Source organism: Brachymonas denitrificans, from assembly GCF_907163135.1.
Lineage (GTDB): Bacteria > Pseudomonadota > Gammaproteobacteria > Burkholderiales > Burkholderiaceae_C > Brachymonas > Brachymonas denitrificans_A.
This window is the reverse complement of the sequence record NZ_CAJQUA010000001.1, coordinates 2403596-2420372: the sequence shown is the minus strand read 5'-3', so window position 1 is coordinate 2420372 and position 16777 is coordinate 2403596. Positions and strand designations below refer to the sequence as shown.

Here is a 16777-nt window from a genome sequence, read left to right as displayed (position 1 = left end):
AACGGCAACTCAGCCGCAATACACACGCGTGATGACGCGCTGGGCATTGACAACGAGGTTCAGGCGTCCGAAACCATATTCCTTGGTAATCGGCTGATTTTCGAGCAGGGTGCGCACCGAAGTGGCGCTGGCCAGTCGCAGCGCCTGCTGTTCCAGCTGGGGCGTCGACACTTTGCCGAGCACATGCACTGAAGCGGCCGTGGCGTTGCAAGTCTCGACCGGTGGCACGAAAGGCGGCGCTTCCAAGGAGGCGCCGGGGGGCGGTGGAGGTGGCAGGGTCGCCTTCGGTGCAGCGCAGCCCGCCAGTCCGATCACCCCGGCAAAAGCCAGCCAGCGTAGCGTGTTGGGCAGGGTTTCGATTGTCGGCATGACAGTCCTTTCTCGGAAAGGAATGCCCTGCCGGCGGCACGGCATTCCGGAATTAGAGGGTACGACCCAGCATGCGGCGCAGGGTGCCGTCGCCGTCCAGCAGGTGGTGCTTCAAGGCGCCCGCCACGTGCAGCGCGAGCGCCACCAGCATCACCCACAGCAGCAGGCCGTGCATGGCGCGTGCGTTGCCGGCCATGGCCTTGTCGATGGGCGTATTCTTGCCCGGATTGGCGGGGTCGGGGTTCATCGGAAACAGTTCGACACCAAACACTGCGACGCCGTTACCGCCCATGGCAGACATGATGATGCCCGACAGCGGGAACAGGATGGTGCCGAGCAGCAGCACCCATTGCACGATGCGCGCCAGCGTGCGCTCCCACGCAGCGTAGTTGGAAGCCGGGGGCGGAAAACCCTTCGCCAGGCGCCAGAGCAGACGCACGGCAGCCAGCACCAGCACGATCACGCCAAAGGACTTGTGCAGCGGGTAAAGCGAGAACACCTCGAAGGTATCCATGTAGAAACCGACCGCCATCAGCACGATGATGAACAGGCCGACTACCCAGTGCAGGAAGATGGTGGTTGGAGCCAGGCGTTGCGCGGTTTCTTTCATGAGGGTCTCCCGAAAGCAGTCATGAGACAAAAACGGGCACCAACGGCCTGCCCGCAGCGAATCTTGTCGGTCCATGGTAGCACCCGGCATCGCAAATTCGCGCGAAGCGTGAACTATTCCCCGCAGTGGGGTCTGGCTCTACGTCCCCGCCACACGGCGCCGCTCGCAGCGACAATGGGGGCTTGCACGTGCCGCCGTGCCGTGATTCTTCCGGAGTTACCCGCCCGCCATGACCGATCTTTCCTTCTGCGCCCAACGCCGCGCCCGTTTTGCCGCCCTGCTCGGCCCGAATGCCGTCGCCGTGATTCCCACCGCACCCGAACGCGCCCGTAACCGCGACAGCGATTTTCCGTACCGGCACGACAGCTACTTCTTCTATCTGACCGGTTTTGCCGAGCCCGGCGCCACGCTGGTGCTGCGCACCGATGCACAGTCGCGCCCGCAGACCACGCTGTTCTGCCAGCCCAAGGATCTGGAACGCGAAATCTGGGATGGCTATCGCCTGGGCCCGGAAGCCGCCCCCGCAGCACTCGGGATGGATGCAGCCTGCAGCAGCGATCGCATCGACGCGGAATTGCCTGGTCTGCTTGATGGCGCCGAGGTCGTTGCCTATCCCTTTGCCACGCACACCGGTTTGGAAACCCGCGTCGCCGGCTGGCTGGACAGCCTGCGCGCCCGCGTGCGTCAGGGTGCGCTCGTGCCGGTGCGTCAGCTCGACGCCTGCGCACTGCTGGACGAGATGCGCCTGATCAAGGACGCCGGCGAGCTGGACACCATGCGCCGCGCCGCGCAGATCAGCGCCGAAGCCCATGTGCGCGCCATGCAGGCCAGCGCCCGACTGCTGCGGACCGGCATGGATGCGCGCGAATACCATCTGGAAGCCGAACTGCTGCACGCCTTCCGCTGGCACGGTTCGCAATATCCGGCGTACACCAGCATCGTCGCGGCGGGTGCCAATGCCTGCGTGCTGCACTACCGCGCCGATACCGCTCCGCTCAAGGCGGGCGAGCTGGTGCTGATCGATGCCGGCTGCGAGCTCGACGGCTATGCCAGCGACATCACGCGCACCTTCCCGGCCGATGGCCGTTTCAGCGGCCCGCAGCGCGCGGTGTACGAGTTGGTGCTGGCTTCACAAAAGGCCGCCATTGCTGCCACCCGCGCCGGAGCGCGCTTCAACGATCCGCACGAGGCCACCGTGGCCGTGCTGGCGCAGGGTCTGCTGGATCTGGGGCTGCTGGACGCGAACAAGGTCGGCAACGCGCAGGACGTGATTGCGCAGCGCGCCTACCACCGCTTCTACATGCACCGCACCGGCCACTGGCTGGGCATGGACGTGCATGACTGCGGCAGCTATGTGGAGCCCTCCGAGGTCGACCAGGCGGTGGAGCGCGTGGATCCGCTGAGCGGCAAGACGGTGCTGGAGCGGCCGAGCCGCATCCTGCAGCCGGGCATGGTCACCACCATCGAGCCGGGGCTGTACATCCGCCCGGCGGACGATGTCCCGGAAGCGTTCTGGAACATCGGCATCCGCATCGAGGACGATGCCATCGTCACCGCCGAAGGCTGCGAGCTGATCACGCGTGGTGTGCCGGTGGAGCCGGACGAGATCGAGGCGCTGATGCGCGACTGAGGGTCCTGGCGCCGCGCGGACGCCATTGGCGTTGCTGGGGCACTGCCTGCTCGGGCCGATGCGTGGCGGGAGTCACACCGGCAGTGGCCGGTGCTCGAAGATGCGCCGCAGCACAAAGTGCGTCTCCACGCCGGTGACGCCCTCGATGCGCGTGATGCGGTTGAGCAGCAGGTGCTGGTAGTGGTCCATGTCGCGCACGGCGATCTTGAGCTGGTAGTCGGATTTCTGGCCGGTGATCAGCAGGCATTCCAGCACCTCGGGGATGTCGCCCACCAGCGCCTCGAAGTTGGCGAAACGCTCGGGCGTGTGCTTGTCCATCGAGACGCTGAGCAGCGCCATCAGGCTCAGGCCCAGCTTGCGCGCATCCACCAGCGCGTGGTAGCCGCCGATCAGGCCGGCTTCTTCCAGCGCGCGCACGCGACGCAGGCAGGGCGAGGGGGACAGGCCGATGCGGTCGGCCAGTTCCTGGTTGCTCATGCGGCCATCGCGCTGCAAGGCGGCGAGAATGGCGCGATCATAGCGATCAAGTTCCATAAATTGCCCTCGTTTTCTTCATCTGGCAATTTTCTGCCAAATTGATGGCATTTCTCCGCAATCATGGCAATAATCCGCCCGACGGGCACTTCTAAGATGAAGCCATGTGCACAAGGCACACCGGCCCCGGCCCACACAGCATCTTTGCGTGGCGCCGCCCCCAGGGGATTGCCGCGATTCTGCACAACGGAATCTGAGCAACGGGATGACCGCCCACCGGCAGTCCAAGGCCAGACCATCTCAGTGATACAGTGGCGGCACCTCAACCAGGTGCCGCTTTTGTTTTCATGACTGCCATTACCCTGCTCAGCTTCAACACCGCCACCGTCCAGCCCCTGCAGATCCAGGGCCGCAAAGTGCTATCCGCCATCGGCAAGCGGCCCCGCGCAGGCGCAGTCGCCGTGGGGGCGCTCGGCCTGGAAGGTGACGAGCAGGCCGATCCGCAATGGCATGGCGGCGTGGGCAAGGCGGTGTATGCCTATCCGGCCGAGCACTACGGCTGGTGGGAACAGCGCCGGCGCGAGCGGCAGGTGGACCTGTTCGACGAGGCGCTGCCACCGGGATTTTTCGGCGAGAACCTGACCGTGCAGGGCCTGCTGGAGCAGGACGTGTACGTGGGCGACCTGCTGCACTTTCCCGACTGCACGCTGCGCGTGACCGAACCGCGCCAGCCGTGCTTCAAGTTCGTGCACATCATGGATTATGCGCAGGCAGCGAAGGACATGGTCAGCAGCGGCTACAGCGGCTGGTATCTGGCGGTGCAGCGATCCGGCACCTTGCAGGCAGGCCAGCAGGCTACGCTGGAACCTGGACCGCGCCAGATGCCCATCACCACCCTGCTGCGCCGCCGGCGTAACGATTAAGCCAGCAGGTCGTAGTCACCGGCGGCCGCAGCAGCGAATGCCGCGTCAACGTGAAAGTCACCTCCATGGTGCAGGACATCGCCGACAACACCTCGCCGGACAACGCTGAAGTGGCTACGGCTGTCAGCTCACATGCTTGCCGATGATGCCCGCAATCGCAAACATGTTGACGCTGTCCGCACCCAGCACGGCGCGCAGCTTGGTGTCGGCGACGATGGTGCGCTTGTCCTTCGGGTCCTGCAGGTTCTGCGCCTTGATGTAATCCCAGATCTTCTTCATGGCCTGCGGACGGGACACCAGTTCGTCGCCGATCACGGCGGCCAGTTCGGCGCTGGGCTTGAGCGTGCCGGCGGCGCTGGCGCGTGGCTTCTTGGTCACCGTGGCCTTGGTGGCGCTGGTCTTGCCAGCACCAGCCTTGGTCGTGCTCGCCTTGCCTGCCCCCGACTTCGCGGGTGCAGCTTTGCGTGTCGTACTGGCTGACTTGCCGGTGTCTGCATCGGCAGCAGCACCGCGCGCGGCTTTGCCGCCTTTCGCAGGCGCAGCAGCCGCCGCGCCACGCCTTGCCGGAGCGCCCTTACCCCCCGCACGCGGTTCGAACTCGAAGCCGACCTTGCCCGCGGACGCATCCCACACCAGGAAGGCCTTGAACGCACGGCGCGTCTTGTTCGAGATGAACTTGTCCAGCAGATCCGTCTTGCCATCCACCAGCAGTTTGGCCAGCTGTTCGTGGCTGATCGGCTGCTGCAGGATGATGGTGCCGGTCTTGAACTTGCAACTCGGCGTCGGGTGCGCCACAGTGGGCACCGCCTTCTCGCAGACGTAGCTGCTGCCGTGCTCCACCACATTGCTGCCGCAGGATGGGCACTTGCCCAGCACGTGCGCGCCGGCAAAGTCGGCCAGTTCGCCGCTGTCCGCCTCGTCCTCGTTGCCGAAGTCGAACTCCAGCTTCCAGTTGTTCAGTTCCTCGTCGCGCACCAACTGCAGCTCGGCCGTGAACGGCCAGCCCGCCTTGCTGCGGAAGCCTTCCAGCGGGCCGATGCGCTTGTCGGCCAGCAATTGCTCCACTTCAGGCTGGTCGAAGGTGCGGCCGCCCGGCGTCTTGCCGATGGAGAAGCCGCAGCCCTCGGTCGCGCCCGGTGCACCGGTGCAGGCGTAGCGGCGATAGTTTTCCTTCACCACGCCACCGCAGTTCGGGCAGGGCGTGGCCAGCGTGGCGTAGTTGCCCGGCACGGTGTCGCGGTCGTATTCCTTGGCTTTGCGCACGATGCGCTCGGTCATGGCCGCGATGTCCTGCATGAAGGCTGCGCGGCTGAGCTTGCCGTGCTCGATCTGCGCCAGCTTGTATTCCCAGTTGCCGGTGAGCTCGGGCTTGCTCAGCTCCTCCACCTGCAGGCCGCGGAGCAGCGTCATCAGCTGGAAGGCCTTGGCCGTGGGGATCATCTCGCGCCCCTCGCGCAGCAGGTATTTTTCCGTCAGCAGGCCTTCGATGATGGCGGCGCGCGTGGCCGGCGTGCCCAGCCCCTTTTCCTGCATGGCTTCGCGCAGTTCGTCGTCCTCGATCCACTTGCCGGCGCCTTCCATGGCGCCCAGCAGCGTGGCTTCGCTGAAGCGGGCCGGCGGCTTGGTCTTCAGGCCCTTGGCCTCTGCGTGTTCGGTGCGAACCATCTCGCCCGGCTTGACCGGCACCAGGTGCTTGCCGTCCTTGTCATCGCCCGACTCCGCCGCGGCTTCCTTGCCGTAGATCGCCAGCCAGCCCGGCTTGACCAGCACCTTGCCGTCGGAACGGAAGTGGTGGCTGGTGCCGATGCGCTCGCCCCCGGCTGCCGGCGTATCAGCCGGCACCGACACGGTGCTGATGCGCGTGGTAACGGTAAATTCCGCGCTCGGGTAGAACACCGCCATGAAACGGCGCACCACCAGATCGTACAGCTTGCGCTCGGCCTCGCTCAGCTGGCCCGGAGCCTGCAGCGTGGGGATGATGGCGAAGTGATCGCTCACCTTGCTATTGTCGAAGATGCGGCGGCTCGGCTTGATGTAGCCCTTGTCAATGGCCTGCTGCGCATACGGCGCGAGGTGCGACATGCCGCTGCCGGCCAGCATGGCGAAGGTCTTGTGCGCCACGCCGAGGTAATCCTCGGGCAGGTGGCGCGCGTCGGTACGCGGATAGGTCAGCGCCTTGTGGCGCTCGTACAGGCTTTGCGCCAGGCTCAGCGTGGTCTTGGCGGAAAAGCCGAACTTGCCGTTGGCCTCGCGCTGCAGGCTGGTCAGGTCGAACAGCAGCGGCGAGGCCTGCGTGGTGGGCTTGCTCTCTTCGGTGACGCTGGCGGCCTTGCCGCGCACGGCGGCGGCAATGGCGCGTGCCTGCTCCTGGTTCCACAAGCGATCCGCCTTGGCCTCGGCATCGTCGCCCTTCTTCCAGGCCGGATCAAACCATTTGCCCGCGTATTCGCCCGCCTCTGCACCGAAGGTGGCGTGCACCTCCCAGTAGTCGCGACTGACGAATTGGCGGATTTTCTCTTCACGTTCGACGACGATCGCCAATGTTGGCGTCTGTACGCGACCGACAGTGGTCAGGAAGAAGCCGCCGTCGCGCGAGTTGAAGGCCGTCATGGCGCGCGTGCCGTTGATGCCGACCAGCCAGTCCGCCTCGGAGCGCGAGCGTGCCGCATCGGCCAGGCCCTGCATCTGCTGGTCGCTGCGCAGCTTGTCGAAACCGTCGCGGATGGCCTGCTGCGTCATGCTCTGCAGCCACAGGCGGCGCACCGGCTTGCCCAGCGGCTTGGCACCGCCCGCATATTGCTCGATCAGGCGGAAAATCAACTCCCCTTCGCGCCCCGCGTCACAGGCGTTGATGAGTTCGCTCACGTCCTTGCGCTTGGCCTGCTTCACCACCGCGTTCAGGCGCGTCCTGGTCTTGTCCACCGGTTTCAGGTCGAAATGCGGCGGAATCACCGGCAGGTTGGCAAAGCTCCACTTGCCGCGCTTGACGTCGTACTGCTCGGGCGCCTGGATTTCCACCAGATGACCGACGGCGCTGGTGACGATGTAGCGCTCGTTCTCGAAGTGTTCGTCGTGCTTGGCGAACTGGCCGGAAACGGGCGTAAGGGCGCGCACGATGTCTTGTGCGACGGAAGGTTTCTCTGCGATGACGAGAGCTTTGCTCATGGAGTGTTCTGACTGGAATACGGGGTGGGCGCGGGGAGTAAAGACTTCTACAATGCGTCAGGCTATGCGGGACTGCATCTTACCCGGCTAGACCTTCTCCCTTTTTATAAATTAGCACATTCTTCTGCGGTATCCGGCCGCAGGCCCTGTTCCCATGCCCGCCCTGACCCTGCAATGGCCCGCCGAAACCCTGTGGCACAGCATCGAGCCGACCTGGCCCGGCTTCAGCGTGGAGGTGCTGCCCCAGCTCGACTCGACCAATTCCACGCTGATGAAGCGCGCCCGCGATGGCTATCTGCAGCCCATTCTGCTGGTGGCCGAGCAGCAGAAGGCCGGGCGTGGCCGCATGGGCAAGCAGTGGCACAGCACGCAGCCGGTGGGCGGCTCGCTCACCTTCTCGCTCGGCCTGCCGATGGAGGACTGCGACCTGTCCGGCCTCTCGCTGGTGGTGGGCTGCAGCCTGGCGCACAGCCTGGATCCGCAGCACCGGCATGAACTGCGCCTGAAATGGCCGAACGACCTGTGGTACCGCCAGCGCAAGCTCGGCGGCATCCTGGTGGAGGTGTGCATGCTGGGGCGCCAGCGCTTTGTGGTAGTGGGCGTAGGCCTGAACATCAGCCAGCCGCCGCCCTTGCCCGAGGTCGATCCTGCCTTGCCAGCCCCCATGCAGCCGGCCTGGATGCAGGAGCTGGACCCGGCCGCCACGGCGCCTGCGGTGCTGGCCCAGGTCGCGCAGCCGCTGGCGCTGGCGCTGCGCCAGTTCAGCCAGTACGGCTTTGCGCCCTGGGTCAGCCGCTTCCAGGTGCGCGATGCGCTGGCGGGGCAGGATGTGTGGCTGTCCGATGGCTCGCAGGGCCGTGCCGTGGGCGTGAGCGCCTCGGGCGCGCTGCAGGTGCAGACGGCCTACGGGCTGCGCGACGTGCTGAGCGACGAGGTGAGCGTGCGCCCGATGCCGGGGCATGTCGACTGAGCGTTCTTCCGCGATCCCATGGGATCCGGGCACATGCTCTGCCGCACTTGGATGGCGGCGCTGAACCACCCGGTCCCCACGGCCCGACCCGCTCGGGAAAAAGGCGGATTGCTCTCCTTCACCGGCGCTTGCCCTGATGCGGCACAATGGGCGCAAACCCACACGGAGACACCCATGCCCCTGAAGCTCTACTTTGCCCCCGGCGCCTGCTCGCTGGTGCCGCACATCGCCCTGGAACTGATCGGCCAGCCGTTCGACGCGCAGCTGGTGAAGATGCACAAGGGCGAACACCGCTCCCCCGAATTCCTCGCCATCAACCCGGCCGGCCAGGTGCCGGTGCTGCAGGATGGTGATGCCGCCATCACCCAGATCATCGCGATCACGCTGCATCTGGAAGCGCAGCATCCGCAGGCCGGCCTATTCCCGCAGGAAGCGCTGGCCCGCACGCGCGCCCTCGAAACGCTGGCCTGGCTGAACAACACCGTGCACACCACGTTCAACCGCGTATTCAAGCCCGACGCGGTGGTGGAGGATGCCGCCATGCAGACCGCGGTGCGCGAAAAGGCACGCCAGGCCTATGCCGCACAGATGCAGCAGCTGCAGGACAAGGTGGTGACCGCGCGTGCTGCCGGCAACGATTTCCTCAACGGCGCGGCACCGGGCGTGGTCGATGCCTATGCGCTCACCGTGATCCGCTGGGCCCAGCTGGCCAGCCTGGAGCCCGAGCAGCAGTGGCCGCAGTTGTGGGACTATGCCGAGCGTGTGGCCGCACATCCCGCCGTGCAGCGCGCCATGGAACGCGAGCGCATCGGCCTGCGCGCCAAGCCGCTGGTCTGAGCCTGTCGCCATGGCCGAGGTTTTCCGCAGGACGCGCGTGGTGCGCTTTGGCCAGTGCGATCCGGCCGGCATCGTCTACTATCCGCGCTATACAGAGATCGGTCACGAGCTGCTGGAAGAGTGGTTCCGCGAGGCGCTGGAGGTGGACTTCCATACCCTGCACGAGGTGTGGGGCCAGGGCTTTCCCACGGCTTCGCTGGAGCTGGATTTTCTGCGCCCCTCGCGCTATGGCGAAACGCTGGAGTGTTCGCTCTGGATCACGCATCTGGGCGAATCCTCGCTGCGGCTGGTTATGGAACTGGCTTGCGCCGGCGAGGTACGTGTGCGCATCCGCCAGCGGCTGGTGAACGTGGATTACCAGAGCCTGCGCCCCGCTCCCATGGCACCGGCCCTGCGCACCCAATTCGCGCGCTTTCTGCACGCCAAGGAAACGACATGACTGCCCTGACTCCCACTCCCGTCACCGTGCATGTGCTCGACTGGCAGCCGGCCTTGGCCGAGCTGCCGGGCGTGGCCACCGGCATCGCGCGCGACCACGCCATCGAGCACTGGGCGCAGCAATGCTGGCAGGACCTGTGCACCGCCCTGCCCGGCCAGCAGCATGCCGTGCTGGCGACGCCGGGCAACGTGGAGGAAGCGGCGCGCCTGTACCTGGCCAGTCCGCAGGTGCAGGGCTGGCTGCGCAGCCCGCTGGCGGAGGCGCCACGCTGGCGACCGGCGGCGGGTGAAGTGCTGTCCGATGCGGCCGTGCTGGCTGCCGAACGCGGCTTCTGCGCCGCCGATGCCGCTCTGCTTGGCATGATGGCGGCGCTGGCGGCGCTGGATCAATCCCTCAGTACCGTTTCGGCCGGATTCACGCGGCAGCGCCGTTATTTTCCGCTGCTGGGCGAGCCACGCCCCGCGGCGTTCTCGCCGATGCCGCGCGCGCTGTTCCAGCCCGGCCATCCGCATGCGCTGTACGCCGTGATGGGCGATGCGGACTGGGTGATCCGCTGCATGGAGATGGGCGTGAAGCTGGTGCAGCTGCGCCTGAAGGATCCTGCGCCCGGCGAGCTGGATGCGCAGATCGCGCGCTGCGCCGAAGCCGCGGGCCGCCATGGCGCCCTGCTCATCATCAACGACCACTGGCAGGCCGCGTTGCGCCACCTGCTGCACCGCAACGGGCATGGCATCTACGGCGTGCACATGGGGCAGGAAGACCTGCAGACCCTCTCGGATGCCGATCTGGATCGGCTGATGCTGTCCGGCTTGCGCCTGGGGCTCAGCACGCACAGCCTGTGGGAGCTTTCGCGCGCGCTGCGCACCCGGCCCAGCCATGTAGCCTGCGGACCGGTGCATGCGACCACCACCAAGGACATGCCCTGGATTCCGCTGGGCAGCGCCAATGTGGGCTGGTGGGCGCAACTGGTGCATGGCGAGGGGGACGCGCACCAGCCGCCGTTGCCGCTGGTGGCTATCGGCGGCATGCAGCCGGACCGCGCCGAGGCGGCGGCTGCCGCGGGCGCCGACATGGTGGCGGTGGTGAGTGACATTACCGGCGCGGCCGATCCGGCGCACGCCGTACAGGCGTTGCGCGAGGCGATTGCGCGCGGGCACGGGCAGCGCGGAGCCACACCTGCGCCGGAATGGCCGGAGCCCACGCTGCGGCCGGTGCCTTGCGTGCCGATGTATTGACCAGGGCCGGGCGGACTTGCTGCGGCATACCGCATGCTCTGCCGGAGCCGTTGCTCGTTAGCCGTTAGCCGTTAGCCGTCAGCCGCCGGCCTGCCCGGCTTGTCGCCTTACAGCTTGCGGAATACCAGCGGCGTGCGCGCCGCCTCGGACTGGGTCAGCCCGTCAGCGCCAATGCGCTCCAGCGTGCCATTGCCCACCACGCGCAGGCGGGCATTTTCGTCCTTGGAGGCCAGCACGATATCGCGGCCATCCCAGCGGAAGCGCGCACGGCTGGTGAAGCTGTAGGGCGCCCCGCTGCGACGGTAGGTGGTGGTGGTCAGGCTGTAGGTATTGTCCGGATTGAGCATCAGCATCAACGTCTGGCTGGTGCAGCCGGGAGCGCCGGTCTGGGGACAAGGTGCATTGGTGCGGTAGCTGCCGACCCAGCCCAAGTTGGCGTTGGACACGCTGCGCGGCATGGTGCGCACGGTGCTTTTGGATGTCGATGCGGGCGGCGGGCTGCCGCAACCGGCCAGCAGCATGGCGCCGGCGGCAAATGCCAAGCCGAACATGCGCATCGGGCGGGAAATCAGGGAGCGGAAAGAGGTGTACATGGCAATTCCTGCGGCCGCCAGACTCGAAGTCCTCAGCGGAATCTTGCTACACAATCACGAAGCTTGGTTCCAATTAGACCATGATGACCGAAACCCGTCTGCCTGCAAGCGCCTCTTAACTCCTGTTACCTTTTCACGCAATTGCCACCGGGTGGGACAATCACTACTTTCGACGACCTCTGTTGCCTGCCATGACACTTCCCCTGCCCGCCACCGGCCGCATCGGCATCATTGCCGCCATGCGCGACGAACTCTCCGCCGTGCTCGACCGCATGCCCGACGAACACAAGACCCGCGTGGCCGGCCGCAGCTTCTGGCGCGGCCACTGGCACGGGCGCGAGGTGGTGGCTGTGCTGTCGCGCATCGGCAAGGTGGCCGCCGCGACCACGGCCACGGCGCTGATCGAACGCTTTCAGGTGGATGCCATCGTGTTCACCGGCGTGGCCGGCGGGCTGGCAGAGGGTGTGAACGTGGGCGACGTGGTGGTCGCGCGCAGTTTTCTGCAGCATGACATGAATGCCTCGCCGCTATTCGCCCAGCACGAAGTGCCGCTCTACGGCCGTGCGCGCTTCGACACTGAAGCCGGCATGAGCGACTCGCTTGCGGCAGCGGCACGCCAGGTGCTGGCCGATCCGCAGGCGGCGCTGGGAGCCGCGGCCGTGACCGAGTTCGGCCTGCAGGCACCGCGCGTGCACGAGGGGTTGATCCTGAGTGGCGACCGCTTCGTCGCCACCAGCGCCGAAAGCGAGGCGCTGCGCCAGCGCCTGCCGGACGGTCTGGCCGTTGAAATGGAAGGCGCCGCCGTGGCCCAGGTCTGCCATGACTACGATCTGCCCTTCGTCGCCATGCGCACCATTTCCGACCGCGCCGACGATGCCGCGCATACCGATTTCACGCGCTTCGTCGAACAGGTGGCCAGCCATTACAGCGTGGCGATGCTGGATGCCTGGCTGGAAGGACTGACCCGCCCCGCGTCCTGAGGCAGGCCGGCGTCAGACATCTGTCACCGCTTGGGTGCTAGTCTGTGGCCTCCATCCCCGGTGGCACAGCCGCCGCAAACGCGAGGAGACGACCGATGAGCAAGCAGATTCTGATGCTGGTGGGCGACTACGCCGAAGATTACGAAACCATGGTGCCGTTCCAGTTCCTGCAGGCGCTGGGCTATACCGTGCACGCCGTCTGCCCGGACAAGCAGGCCGGCGACACCGTTGCAACCGCCATCCACGACTTCGAGGGCGACCAGACCTACAGCGAGAAGCGCGGCCACAACTTCACGCTCAACTACGACTTTGCCGCGGTGCGCGAAGACGACTATGCCGGCCTGCTGATTCCCGGCGGCCGCGCACCGGAATACCTGCGCCTGAACGAGCGCATCCTCGAGATCGTGCGCAATTTCGACGAGGCGCGCAAGCCGATTGCGGCTGTCTGCCATGGGGCGCAGATTCTGGCTGCCGCCGGCATCCTGCAGGGCGGGCGCACCTGCTCGGCCTATCCGGCCTGTGCGCCGGAAGTGCGTGCGGCGGGTGGCAGCTATGCCGAGATTGCAGTGACCGAGGCGGTGACCGATGGCCATCTGGTGACGGCACCGGCCTGGCCAGCGCATCCCGCCTGGCTGGCCCAGTTTGCCAAAGTGCTGGGGGCACAGATCAGCATCTGAAGCCGCGGGCAGGGGTTGGTGACCGACGCGCTTAGCGTGCCGGGTGGCATTCAGCTCAATGCGGCCCGCAACCGCTCGGCATAACCGTGGAGCACCTCTGCGCCCGGCTCCTTGCGCGGCCAGGACAGGGCGATGCCGTCGTTGCCGTGGCGCGGCACCACGTGCATGTGGAAGTGGAACACGGTCTGGTCGCCTTCCCTGCCGTTGGCCTGCAGCAGGGTCAGGCCCGGCGGATCGAACACGGCCTGCACCGCCTGCGCCACCTTCTGCGCCGTCTGCATGACGGCGGCTGCTTCCTCGGGCGTGATGTCGAACAGCGTGGCGGCGTGGCGCTTGGTGGCCACCAGCACGTGACCGGGGTTGACCTGGCCCAAGTCCATGAAGGCCAGAGTCAAGTCGTCCTCGTAGACGCGGGCGGACGGGATTTCGCCGGCGACCAGCTTGCAGAAGATGCACTGGCCGGGCGGCGTTGTGTCGACGAACATGGGCATGGGGATGTCTCCGGGATTGTTCTGTTTATAGAGACCATCATCTTCGCATGACTTCTATCCCATTTGCCACATGCGCACGCACTGGCACAGGCGAGCTGGTCAAACGGGAGCGTCGCGTTGCGCGCCGGACAACTGATCCCAGGTTGCGCAACGGGCAAATGGCAGCAGTCGGCCCGCCCTTCACGCAGCGGGGCGCGCCACCTTCAGCAACCGCCCCAGATAGCGCCCCGTATGGCTGGCCTCGACCGCCGCCACCTGCTCCGGCGTGCCCTGCGCCACCACCGTGCCACCGCCGGCGCCGCCTTCCGGCCCCATGTCGATCAGCCAGTCCGCCGTCTTGATCACATCCAGGTTGTGTTCGATGATGACGATGGTGTTGCCCGCATCGCGCAGTTGGTGCAGCACCTTGAGCAGCAAGGCGATGTCCGCAAAATGCAGGCCGGTGGTGGGTTCGTCAAGGATGTAGAGCGTGCGGCCGGTGTCGCGCTTGCTCAGTTCCAGCGCCAGCTTCACGCGCTGCGCCTCGCCGCCCGACAGCGTGGTGGCGCTCTGGCCCAGCTTGATGTAGCTCAGACCCACGTCCAGCAGCGTCTGCAGCTTGCGCGCGATGGTGGGCACGGCGTTCATGAAAGCGTAGGCCTCCTCCACCGTCATGTCGAGGATCTGGGCGATGTTCTTGCCCTTGTACTGCACTTCCAGCGTTTCGCGGTTGTAGCGCTGGCCATGGCAGACGTCGCAGGGCACGTACACATCGGGCAGAAAGTGCATTTCCACCTTCACCACGCCATCGCCCTGGCAGGCCTCGCAGCGGCCGCCGGCCACGTTGAAACTGAAACGCCCGGGGCCGTAGCCGCGCTCCTTCGCGGCGGGCATTTCGGCCATCAGCTCGCGGATGTGCGTGAACAGCCCGGTGTAGGTGGCCGGGTTGCTGCGCGGCGTGCGGCCGATGGGCGACTGGTCGACGTTGATGACCTTGTCGAACTGCTCCAGCCCCTCGATGCTGTCGTGCGGCGCCGGCTCAGTGTGGGCACGGTGGATCTTCTGGGCGGCGGCAGCATAGAGCGTGTCGTTCACCAGCGTGGACTTGCCCGAGCCGGACACGCCGGTCACGCAGGTCATCAGGCCAACCGGCACATCCACCGTCACGTCCTTCAGGTTGTGGCCGCGTGCGCCGGCAATGGTGATCTTCTGCAGGCCGGGGTGCTGGTCGGGCGCCTGGGCGGCGCCCTCGCCGCGCACCCTGGCCAACATGCTGGTGCGGCCGGCAGGCGCCGCTTCGCTCTCTTTGTACGGCAGCCATGGGTTGCGCCTGCGCGGCACTGCGATGGTCTGCGCGCCACTCAGGTACTGCCCGGTGAGCGATTCGGGCGCGGCAATCAGCGCCTCGTACGGACCTTTGGCCATCACGCGACCGCCGTGCACGCCGGCACCCGGGCCCATGTCCACCACAAAGTCGGCAGCGCGAATCATGTCCTCGTCGTGTTCCACCACCAGCACGCTGTTGCCGATATCGCGCAGGTGCTGGAGCGTGCCAATCAGGCGATCGTTGTCGCGCTGATGCAAGCCGATGCTGGGCTCGTCCAGCACGTACATCACGCCGGTCAGGCCGCTGCCGATCTGGCTGGCCAGGCGGATGCGCTGCGCCTCGCCGCCGCTCAGCGTCTCGGCGCTACGCTCCAGGCTCAGGTAGTTCAGGCCGACGTCGTTCAGGAACTTCAGGCGCGAGGCGATCTCGCGCACGACCTTGTCGGCGATCTCGGCCTTGGCGCCCTGCAGCGTCAGTTGCTCGAAATAGCGCTGCGCCTCACCCAGCGTGACGTGGCTGATTTCGTAAATGGCGCGTTTCTGCTCGCCTTCACCGATCAGCACATGGCGCGCTTCCTGGCGCAGGCGCGAGCCGTGGCAGCTCGGGCAGGGCTGCACGCTGCGGTAACGCGCCAGATCCTCGCGCACTACGCTGGAATCGGTATCGCGGTAGCGCCGCTCCATATTGGGCAGGATGCCCTCGAAGGGATGGCTTTTTTCCATCGCCTGGCCCTTGCGCGAGCCGCTTTCCATCACGTAACGGAACGGAATCTCCTCCTCGCCGGAGCCGTGCAGCACCACCTCGCGCACCGCCTGCGGCAACTGCTCGAACGGCGTTTCCACATCCACGCCGTAGTGCTGGCAGACGCTTTCCAGCAGCGAGAAATAATAGCCGTTACGCCGGTCCCAGCCCTTGACGGCGCCGCTGGCCAGGCTCAGCGTGGGAAAGGCCACAACGCGATGCGCATCGAACACGTCTACGCTGCCGATGCCGTCGCACGAAGGGCAGGCGCCCACGGGCGAGTTGAACGAGAACAGGCGCGGCTCCAGCTCGGCAATGCTGTAGCCGCACACCGGGCAGGCGTACTTGGCGTTGAAGAAATGCTCCTGCCCGCTGTCCATCTCCAGCACCAGCGCGCGCCCTTCGGCCAGGCGCAATGCGGCTTCAAAGCTCTCGGCCAGACGCTGGCGCGCATCGGGGCGCACCTTCAGGCGGTCGATCACCACGTCGATATCGTGCTTCTCGTTCTTGGCCAGCGCAGGCGCATCCTCGCCATCCACGGTCTGGCCGTCGATGCGGAAGCGCACATAGCCCAGCGCCTGCATTTGCGCCAGCAAATCCGTGAATTCGCCCTTCTTGCCGCGCGCCACCGGCGCCAGCAGCATCACGCGCGATTCGGCCGGCAGTGCCAGCACGGCATCGACCATCTGGCTCACGGTCTGCGCCTGCAGCGGCAAGTGGTGATCCGGGCAATGCGGCGTGCCGGCGCGCGCGAACAGCAGGCGCAGGTAATCATGGATCTCGGTCACCGTGCCCACCGTGGAGCGCGGGTTGTGGCTGGTCGCCTTCTGCTCGATGCTGATCGCCGGCGAAAGGCCCTCGATCAGGTCCACGTCGGGCTTGTCCATCAGTTGCAGGAACTGGCGCGCATAGGTGGACAGGCTCTCCACATAGCGGCGCTGGCCCTCGGCATACAGCGTATCGAACGCCAGGCTGGACTTGCCCGAGCCGCTCAAACCGGTAATCACCACCAGCTGGTTGCGCGGGATGTCGAGGTCGATGTTCTTGAGGTTGTGCGTGCGCGCGCCACGGATGCTGATGTGCGTGTGGGCGGTGGGGCGTTGGGGGGCTTTGAGTGCGGTTTTCGCCATGGAATGGCCGCTCGAGGGCGGTGCAAGGAGAACCCTTCATGATAGCGCCGGCATGTGACGGGGGCAATGTGCCGCCCTGGCCCCACGCAGGTCTTGACGCATGCCGGCAATGGATGCACAGGCGCAGAAGCATCAAGCAGAGCCCCGCAGCAGAACGCAAGGCAAACATCCATTGACCCCCGCGAAAATCAGTTGCACGCAACACCT

15 protein-coding genes are annotated in these 16777 nt (G+C 66.3%); 8 read left to right on the top strand and 7 right to left on the bottom strand.

Annotated elements, in window-relative coordinates; all coding sequences use genetic code 11:
* Positions 1 to 9: 9 nt before the first annotated feature.
* Positions 10 to 369 carry a peptidase inhibitor I78 gene (locus KKQ75_RS11375; protein ID WP_213362291.1) on the bottom strand — a complete coding sequence of 120 codons (360 nt, stop codon included), beginning with the start codon at positions 367 to 369 and terminating at the stop codon, positions 10 to 12.
* Between the two features lie 52 nt (positions 370 to 421).
* A complete protein-coding gene (locus KKQ75_RS11370; protein ID WP_250131076.1) occupies positions 422 to 979 on the bottom strand; it encodes a cytochrome b in 558 nt (185 codons plus the stop codon).
* Positions 980 to 1208: 229 nt separating this feature from the next.
* Between KKQ75_RS11370 and KKQ75_RS11365 the strand changes: the two genes are divergently transcribed.
* Positions 1209 to 2609 carry an aminopeptidase P N-terminal domain-containing protein gene (locus KKQ75_RS11365; protein WP_213362290.1) on the top strand — a complete coding sequence of 467 codons (1401 nt, stop codon included), beginning with the start codon at positions 1209 to 1211 and terminating at the stop codon, positions 2607 to 2609.
* A 72-nt stretch (positions 2610 to 2681) separates the two neighbouring features.
* On the opposite strand, the gene KKQ75_RS11360 is transcribed toward KKQ75_RS11365, so the two are convergent.
* On the bottom strand, positions 2682 to 3143 hold the full coding sequence (locus tag KKQ75_RS11360; protein WP_213362289.1) for an Lrp/AsnC family transcriptional regulator: 462 nt from the start codon (positions 3141 to 3143) through the stop codon (positions 2682 to 2684).
* A gap of 287 nt (positions 3144 to 3430) precedes the next feature.
* Here KKQ75_RS11360 and KKQ75_RS11355 point away from each other — a divergent pair, with 287 nt between their 5' ends.
* The gene (locus KKQ75_RS11355) at positions 3431 to 4006 is read left to right on the top strand and encodes an MOSC domain-containing protein (protein ID WP_213362287.1); all 576 of its coding nucleotides are present in this window, start codon (positions 3431 to 3433) and stop codon (positions 4004 to 4006) included.
* A 123-nt stretch (positions 4007 to 4129) separates the two neighbouring features.
* Here the strand turns inward: KKQ75_RS11355 and KKQ75_RS11350 are convergent, their stop codons facing one another.
* Positions 4130 to 7171, bottom strand: coding sequence for a DNA topoisomerase III (locus KKQ75_RS11350; RefSeq protein ID WP_213362285.1), 3042 nt, complete (start codon positions 7169 to 7171; stop codon positions 4130 to 4132).
* 154 nt (positions 7172 to 7325) lie between these two features.
* On the opposite strand from KKQ75_RS11350, the gene KKQ75_RS11345 reads away from it, so the two are divergent.
* From KKQ75_RS11345 to KKQ75_RS11330, 4 genes are all read left to right on the top strand, one after another.
* Entirely contained in the window at positions 7326 to 8141 is an 816-nt protein-coding gene (locus KKQ75_RS11345; RefSeq protein WP_213362284.1) for a biotin--[acetyl-CoA-carboxylase] ligase, read from the top strand.
* Positions 8142 to 8315: 174 nt separating this feature from the next.
* Positions 8316 to 8978, top strand: coding sequence for a glutathione S-transferase family protein (locus KKQ75_RS11340; RefSeq protein WP_213362283.1), 663 nt, complete (start codon positions 8316 to 8318; stop codon positions 8976 to 8978).
* A 10-nt stretch (positions 8979 to 8988) separates the two neighbouring features.
* Positions 8989 to 9417: an acyl-CoA thioesterase gene (locus KKQ75_RS11335; protein WP_213362282.1), complete on the top strand. Its 429-nt coding sequence runs from the start codon at positions 8989 to 8991 to the stop codon at positions 9415 to 9417.
* Positions 9414 to 10652, top strand: a complete 1239-nt coding sequence (locus KKQ75_RS11330; protein WP_213362281.1) for a thiamine phosphate synthase — start codon at positions 9414 to 9416, stop codon at positions 10650 to 10652. Before KKQ75_RS11335 ends, KKQ75_RS11330 begins: the two co-directional genes overlap by 4 nt.
* A 107-nt stretch (positions 10653 to 10759) precedes the next feature.
* Here the strand turns inward: KKQ75_RS11330 and KKQ75_RS11325 are convergent, their stop codons facing one another.
* The gene (locus tag KKQ75_RS11325; RefSeq protein WP_213362280.1) at positions 10760 to 11245 is read right to left on the bottom strand and encodes a copper resistance protein NlpE N-terminal domain-containing protein; all 486 of its coding nucleotides are present in this window, start codon (positions 11243 to 11245) and stop codon (positions 10760 to 10762) included.
* 191 nt (positions 11246 to 11436) lie between these two features.
* Between KKQ75_RS11325 and KKQ75_RS11320 the strand changes: the two genes are divergently transcribed.
* The gene (locus KKQ75_RS11320) at positions 11437 to 12225 is read left to right on the top strand and encodes a 5'-methylthioadenosine/adenosylhomocysteine nucleosidase (protein WP_213362279.1); all 789 of its coding nucleotides are present in this window, start codon (positions 11437 to 11439) and stop codon (positions 12223 to 12225) included.
* A 95-nt stretch (positions 12226 to 12320) separates the two neighbouring features.
* Positions 12321 to 12902: a DJ-1/PfpI family protein gene (locus KKQ75_RS11315; protein WP_213362278.1), complete on the top strand. Its 582-nt coding sequence runs from the start codon at positions 12321 to 12323 to the stop codon at positions 12900 to 12902.
* 50 nt (positions 12903 to 12952) lie between these two features.
* Here the strand turns inward: KKQ75_RS11315 and KKQ75_RS11310 are convergent, their stop codons facing one another.
* Together KKQ75_RS11310 and uvrA are read right to left on the bottom strand one after the other, a co-directional pair.
* Positions 12953 to 13393, bottom strand: coding sequence for an HIT family protein (locus tag KKQ75_RS11310; protein WP_213362276.1), 441 nt, complete (start codon positions 13391 to 13393; stop codon positions 12953 to 12955).
* 180 nt (positions 13394 to 13573) lie between these two features.
* Complete coding sequence (uvrA, locus tag KKQ75_RS11305) at positions 13574 to 16570, bottom strand: excinuclease ABC subunit UvrA (RefSeq protein WP_213362275.1); 2997 nt, start codon at positions 16568 to 16570, stop codon at positions 13574 to 13576.
* Positions 16571 to 16777: the final 207 nt, after the last annotated feature.

Excerpts from the sequence above, each read along its gene's own strand:
- KKQ75_RS11375 (WP_213362291.1), bottom strand. The coding sequence starts at position 369 with ATGCCGACAATCGAAACCCTGCCCAACACGCTACGCTGGCTGGCTTTT.
- KKQ75_RS11370 (WP_250131076.1), bottom strand. The coding sequence starts at position 979 with ATGAAAGAAACCGCGCAACGCCTGGCTCCAACCACCATCTTCCTGCAC.
- KKQ75_RS11365 (WP_213362290.1), top strand. The coding sequence starts at position 1,209 with ATGACCGATCTTTCCTTCTGCGCCCAACGCCGCGCCCGTTTTGCCGCC.
- KKQ75_RS11360 (WP_213362289.1), bottom strand. The coding sequence starts at position 3,143 with ATGGAACTTGATCGCTATGATCGCGCCATTCTCGCCGCCTTGCAGCGC.
- KKQ75_RS11355 (WP_213362287.1), top strand. The coding sequence starts at position 3,431 with ATGACTGCCATTACCCTGCTCAGCTTCAACACCGCCACCGTCCAGCCC.
- KKQ75_RS11350 (WP_213362285.1), bottom strand. The coding sequence starts at position 7,171 with ATGAGCAAAGCTCTCGTCATCGCAGAGAAACCTTCCGTCGCACAAGAC.
- KKQ75_RS11345 (WP_213362284.1), top strand. The coding sequence starts at position 7,326 with ATGCCCGCCCTGACCCTGCAATGGCCCGCCGAAACCCTGTGGCACAGC.
- KKQ75_RS11340 (WP_213362283.1), top strand. The coding sequence starts at position 8,316 with ATGCCCCTGAAGCTCTACTTTGCCCCCGGCGCCTGCTCGCTGGTGCCG.
- KKQ75_RS11335 (WP_213362282.1), top strand. The coding sequence starts at position 8,989 with ATGGCCGAGGTTTTCCGCAGGACGCGCGTGGTGCGCTTTGGCCAGTGC.
- KKQ75_RS11330 (WP_213362281.1), top strand. The coding sequence starts at position 9,414 with ATGACTGCCCTGACTCCCACTCCCGTCACCGTGCATGTGCTCGACTGG.
- KKQ75_RS11325 (WP_213362280.1), bottom strand. The coding sequence starts at position 11,245 with ATGTACACCTCTTTCCGCTCCCTGATTTCCCGCCCGATGCGCATGTTC.
- KKQ75_RS11320 (WP_213362279.1), top strand. The coding sequence starts at position 11,437 with ATGACACTTCCCCTGCCCGCCACCGGCCGCATCGGCATCATTGCCGCC.
- KKQ75_RS11315 (WP_213362278.1), top strand. The coding sequence starts at position 12,321 with ATGAGCAAGCAGATTCTGATGCTGGTGGGCGACTACGCCGAAGATTAC.
- KKQ75_RS11310 (WP_213362276.1), bottom strand. The coding sequence starts at position 13,393 with ATGCCCATGTTCGTCGACACAACGCCGCCCGGCCAGTGCATCTTCTGC.
- uvrA (WP_213362275.1), bottom strand. The coding sequence starts at position 16,570 with ATGGCGAAAACCGCACTCAAAGCCCCCCAACGCCCCACCGCCCACACG.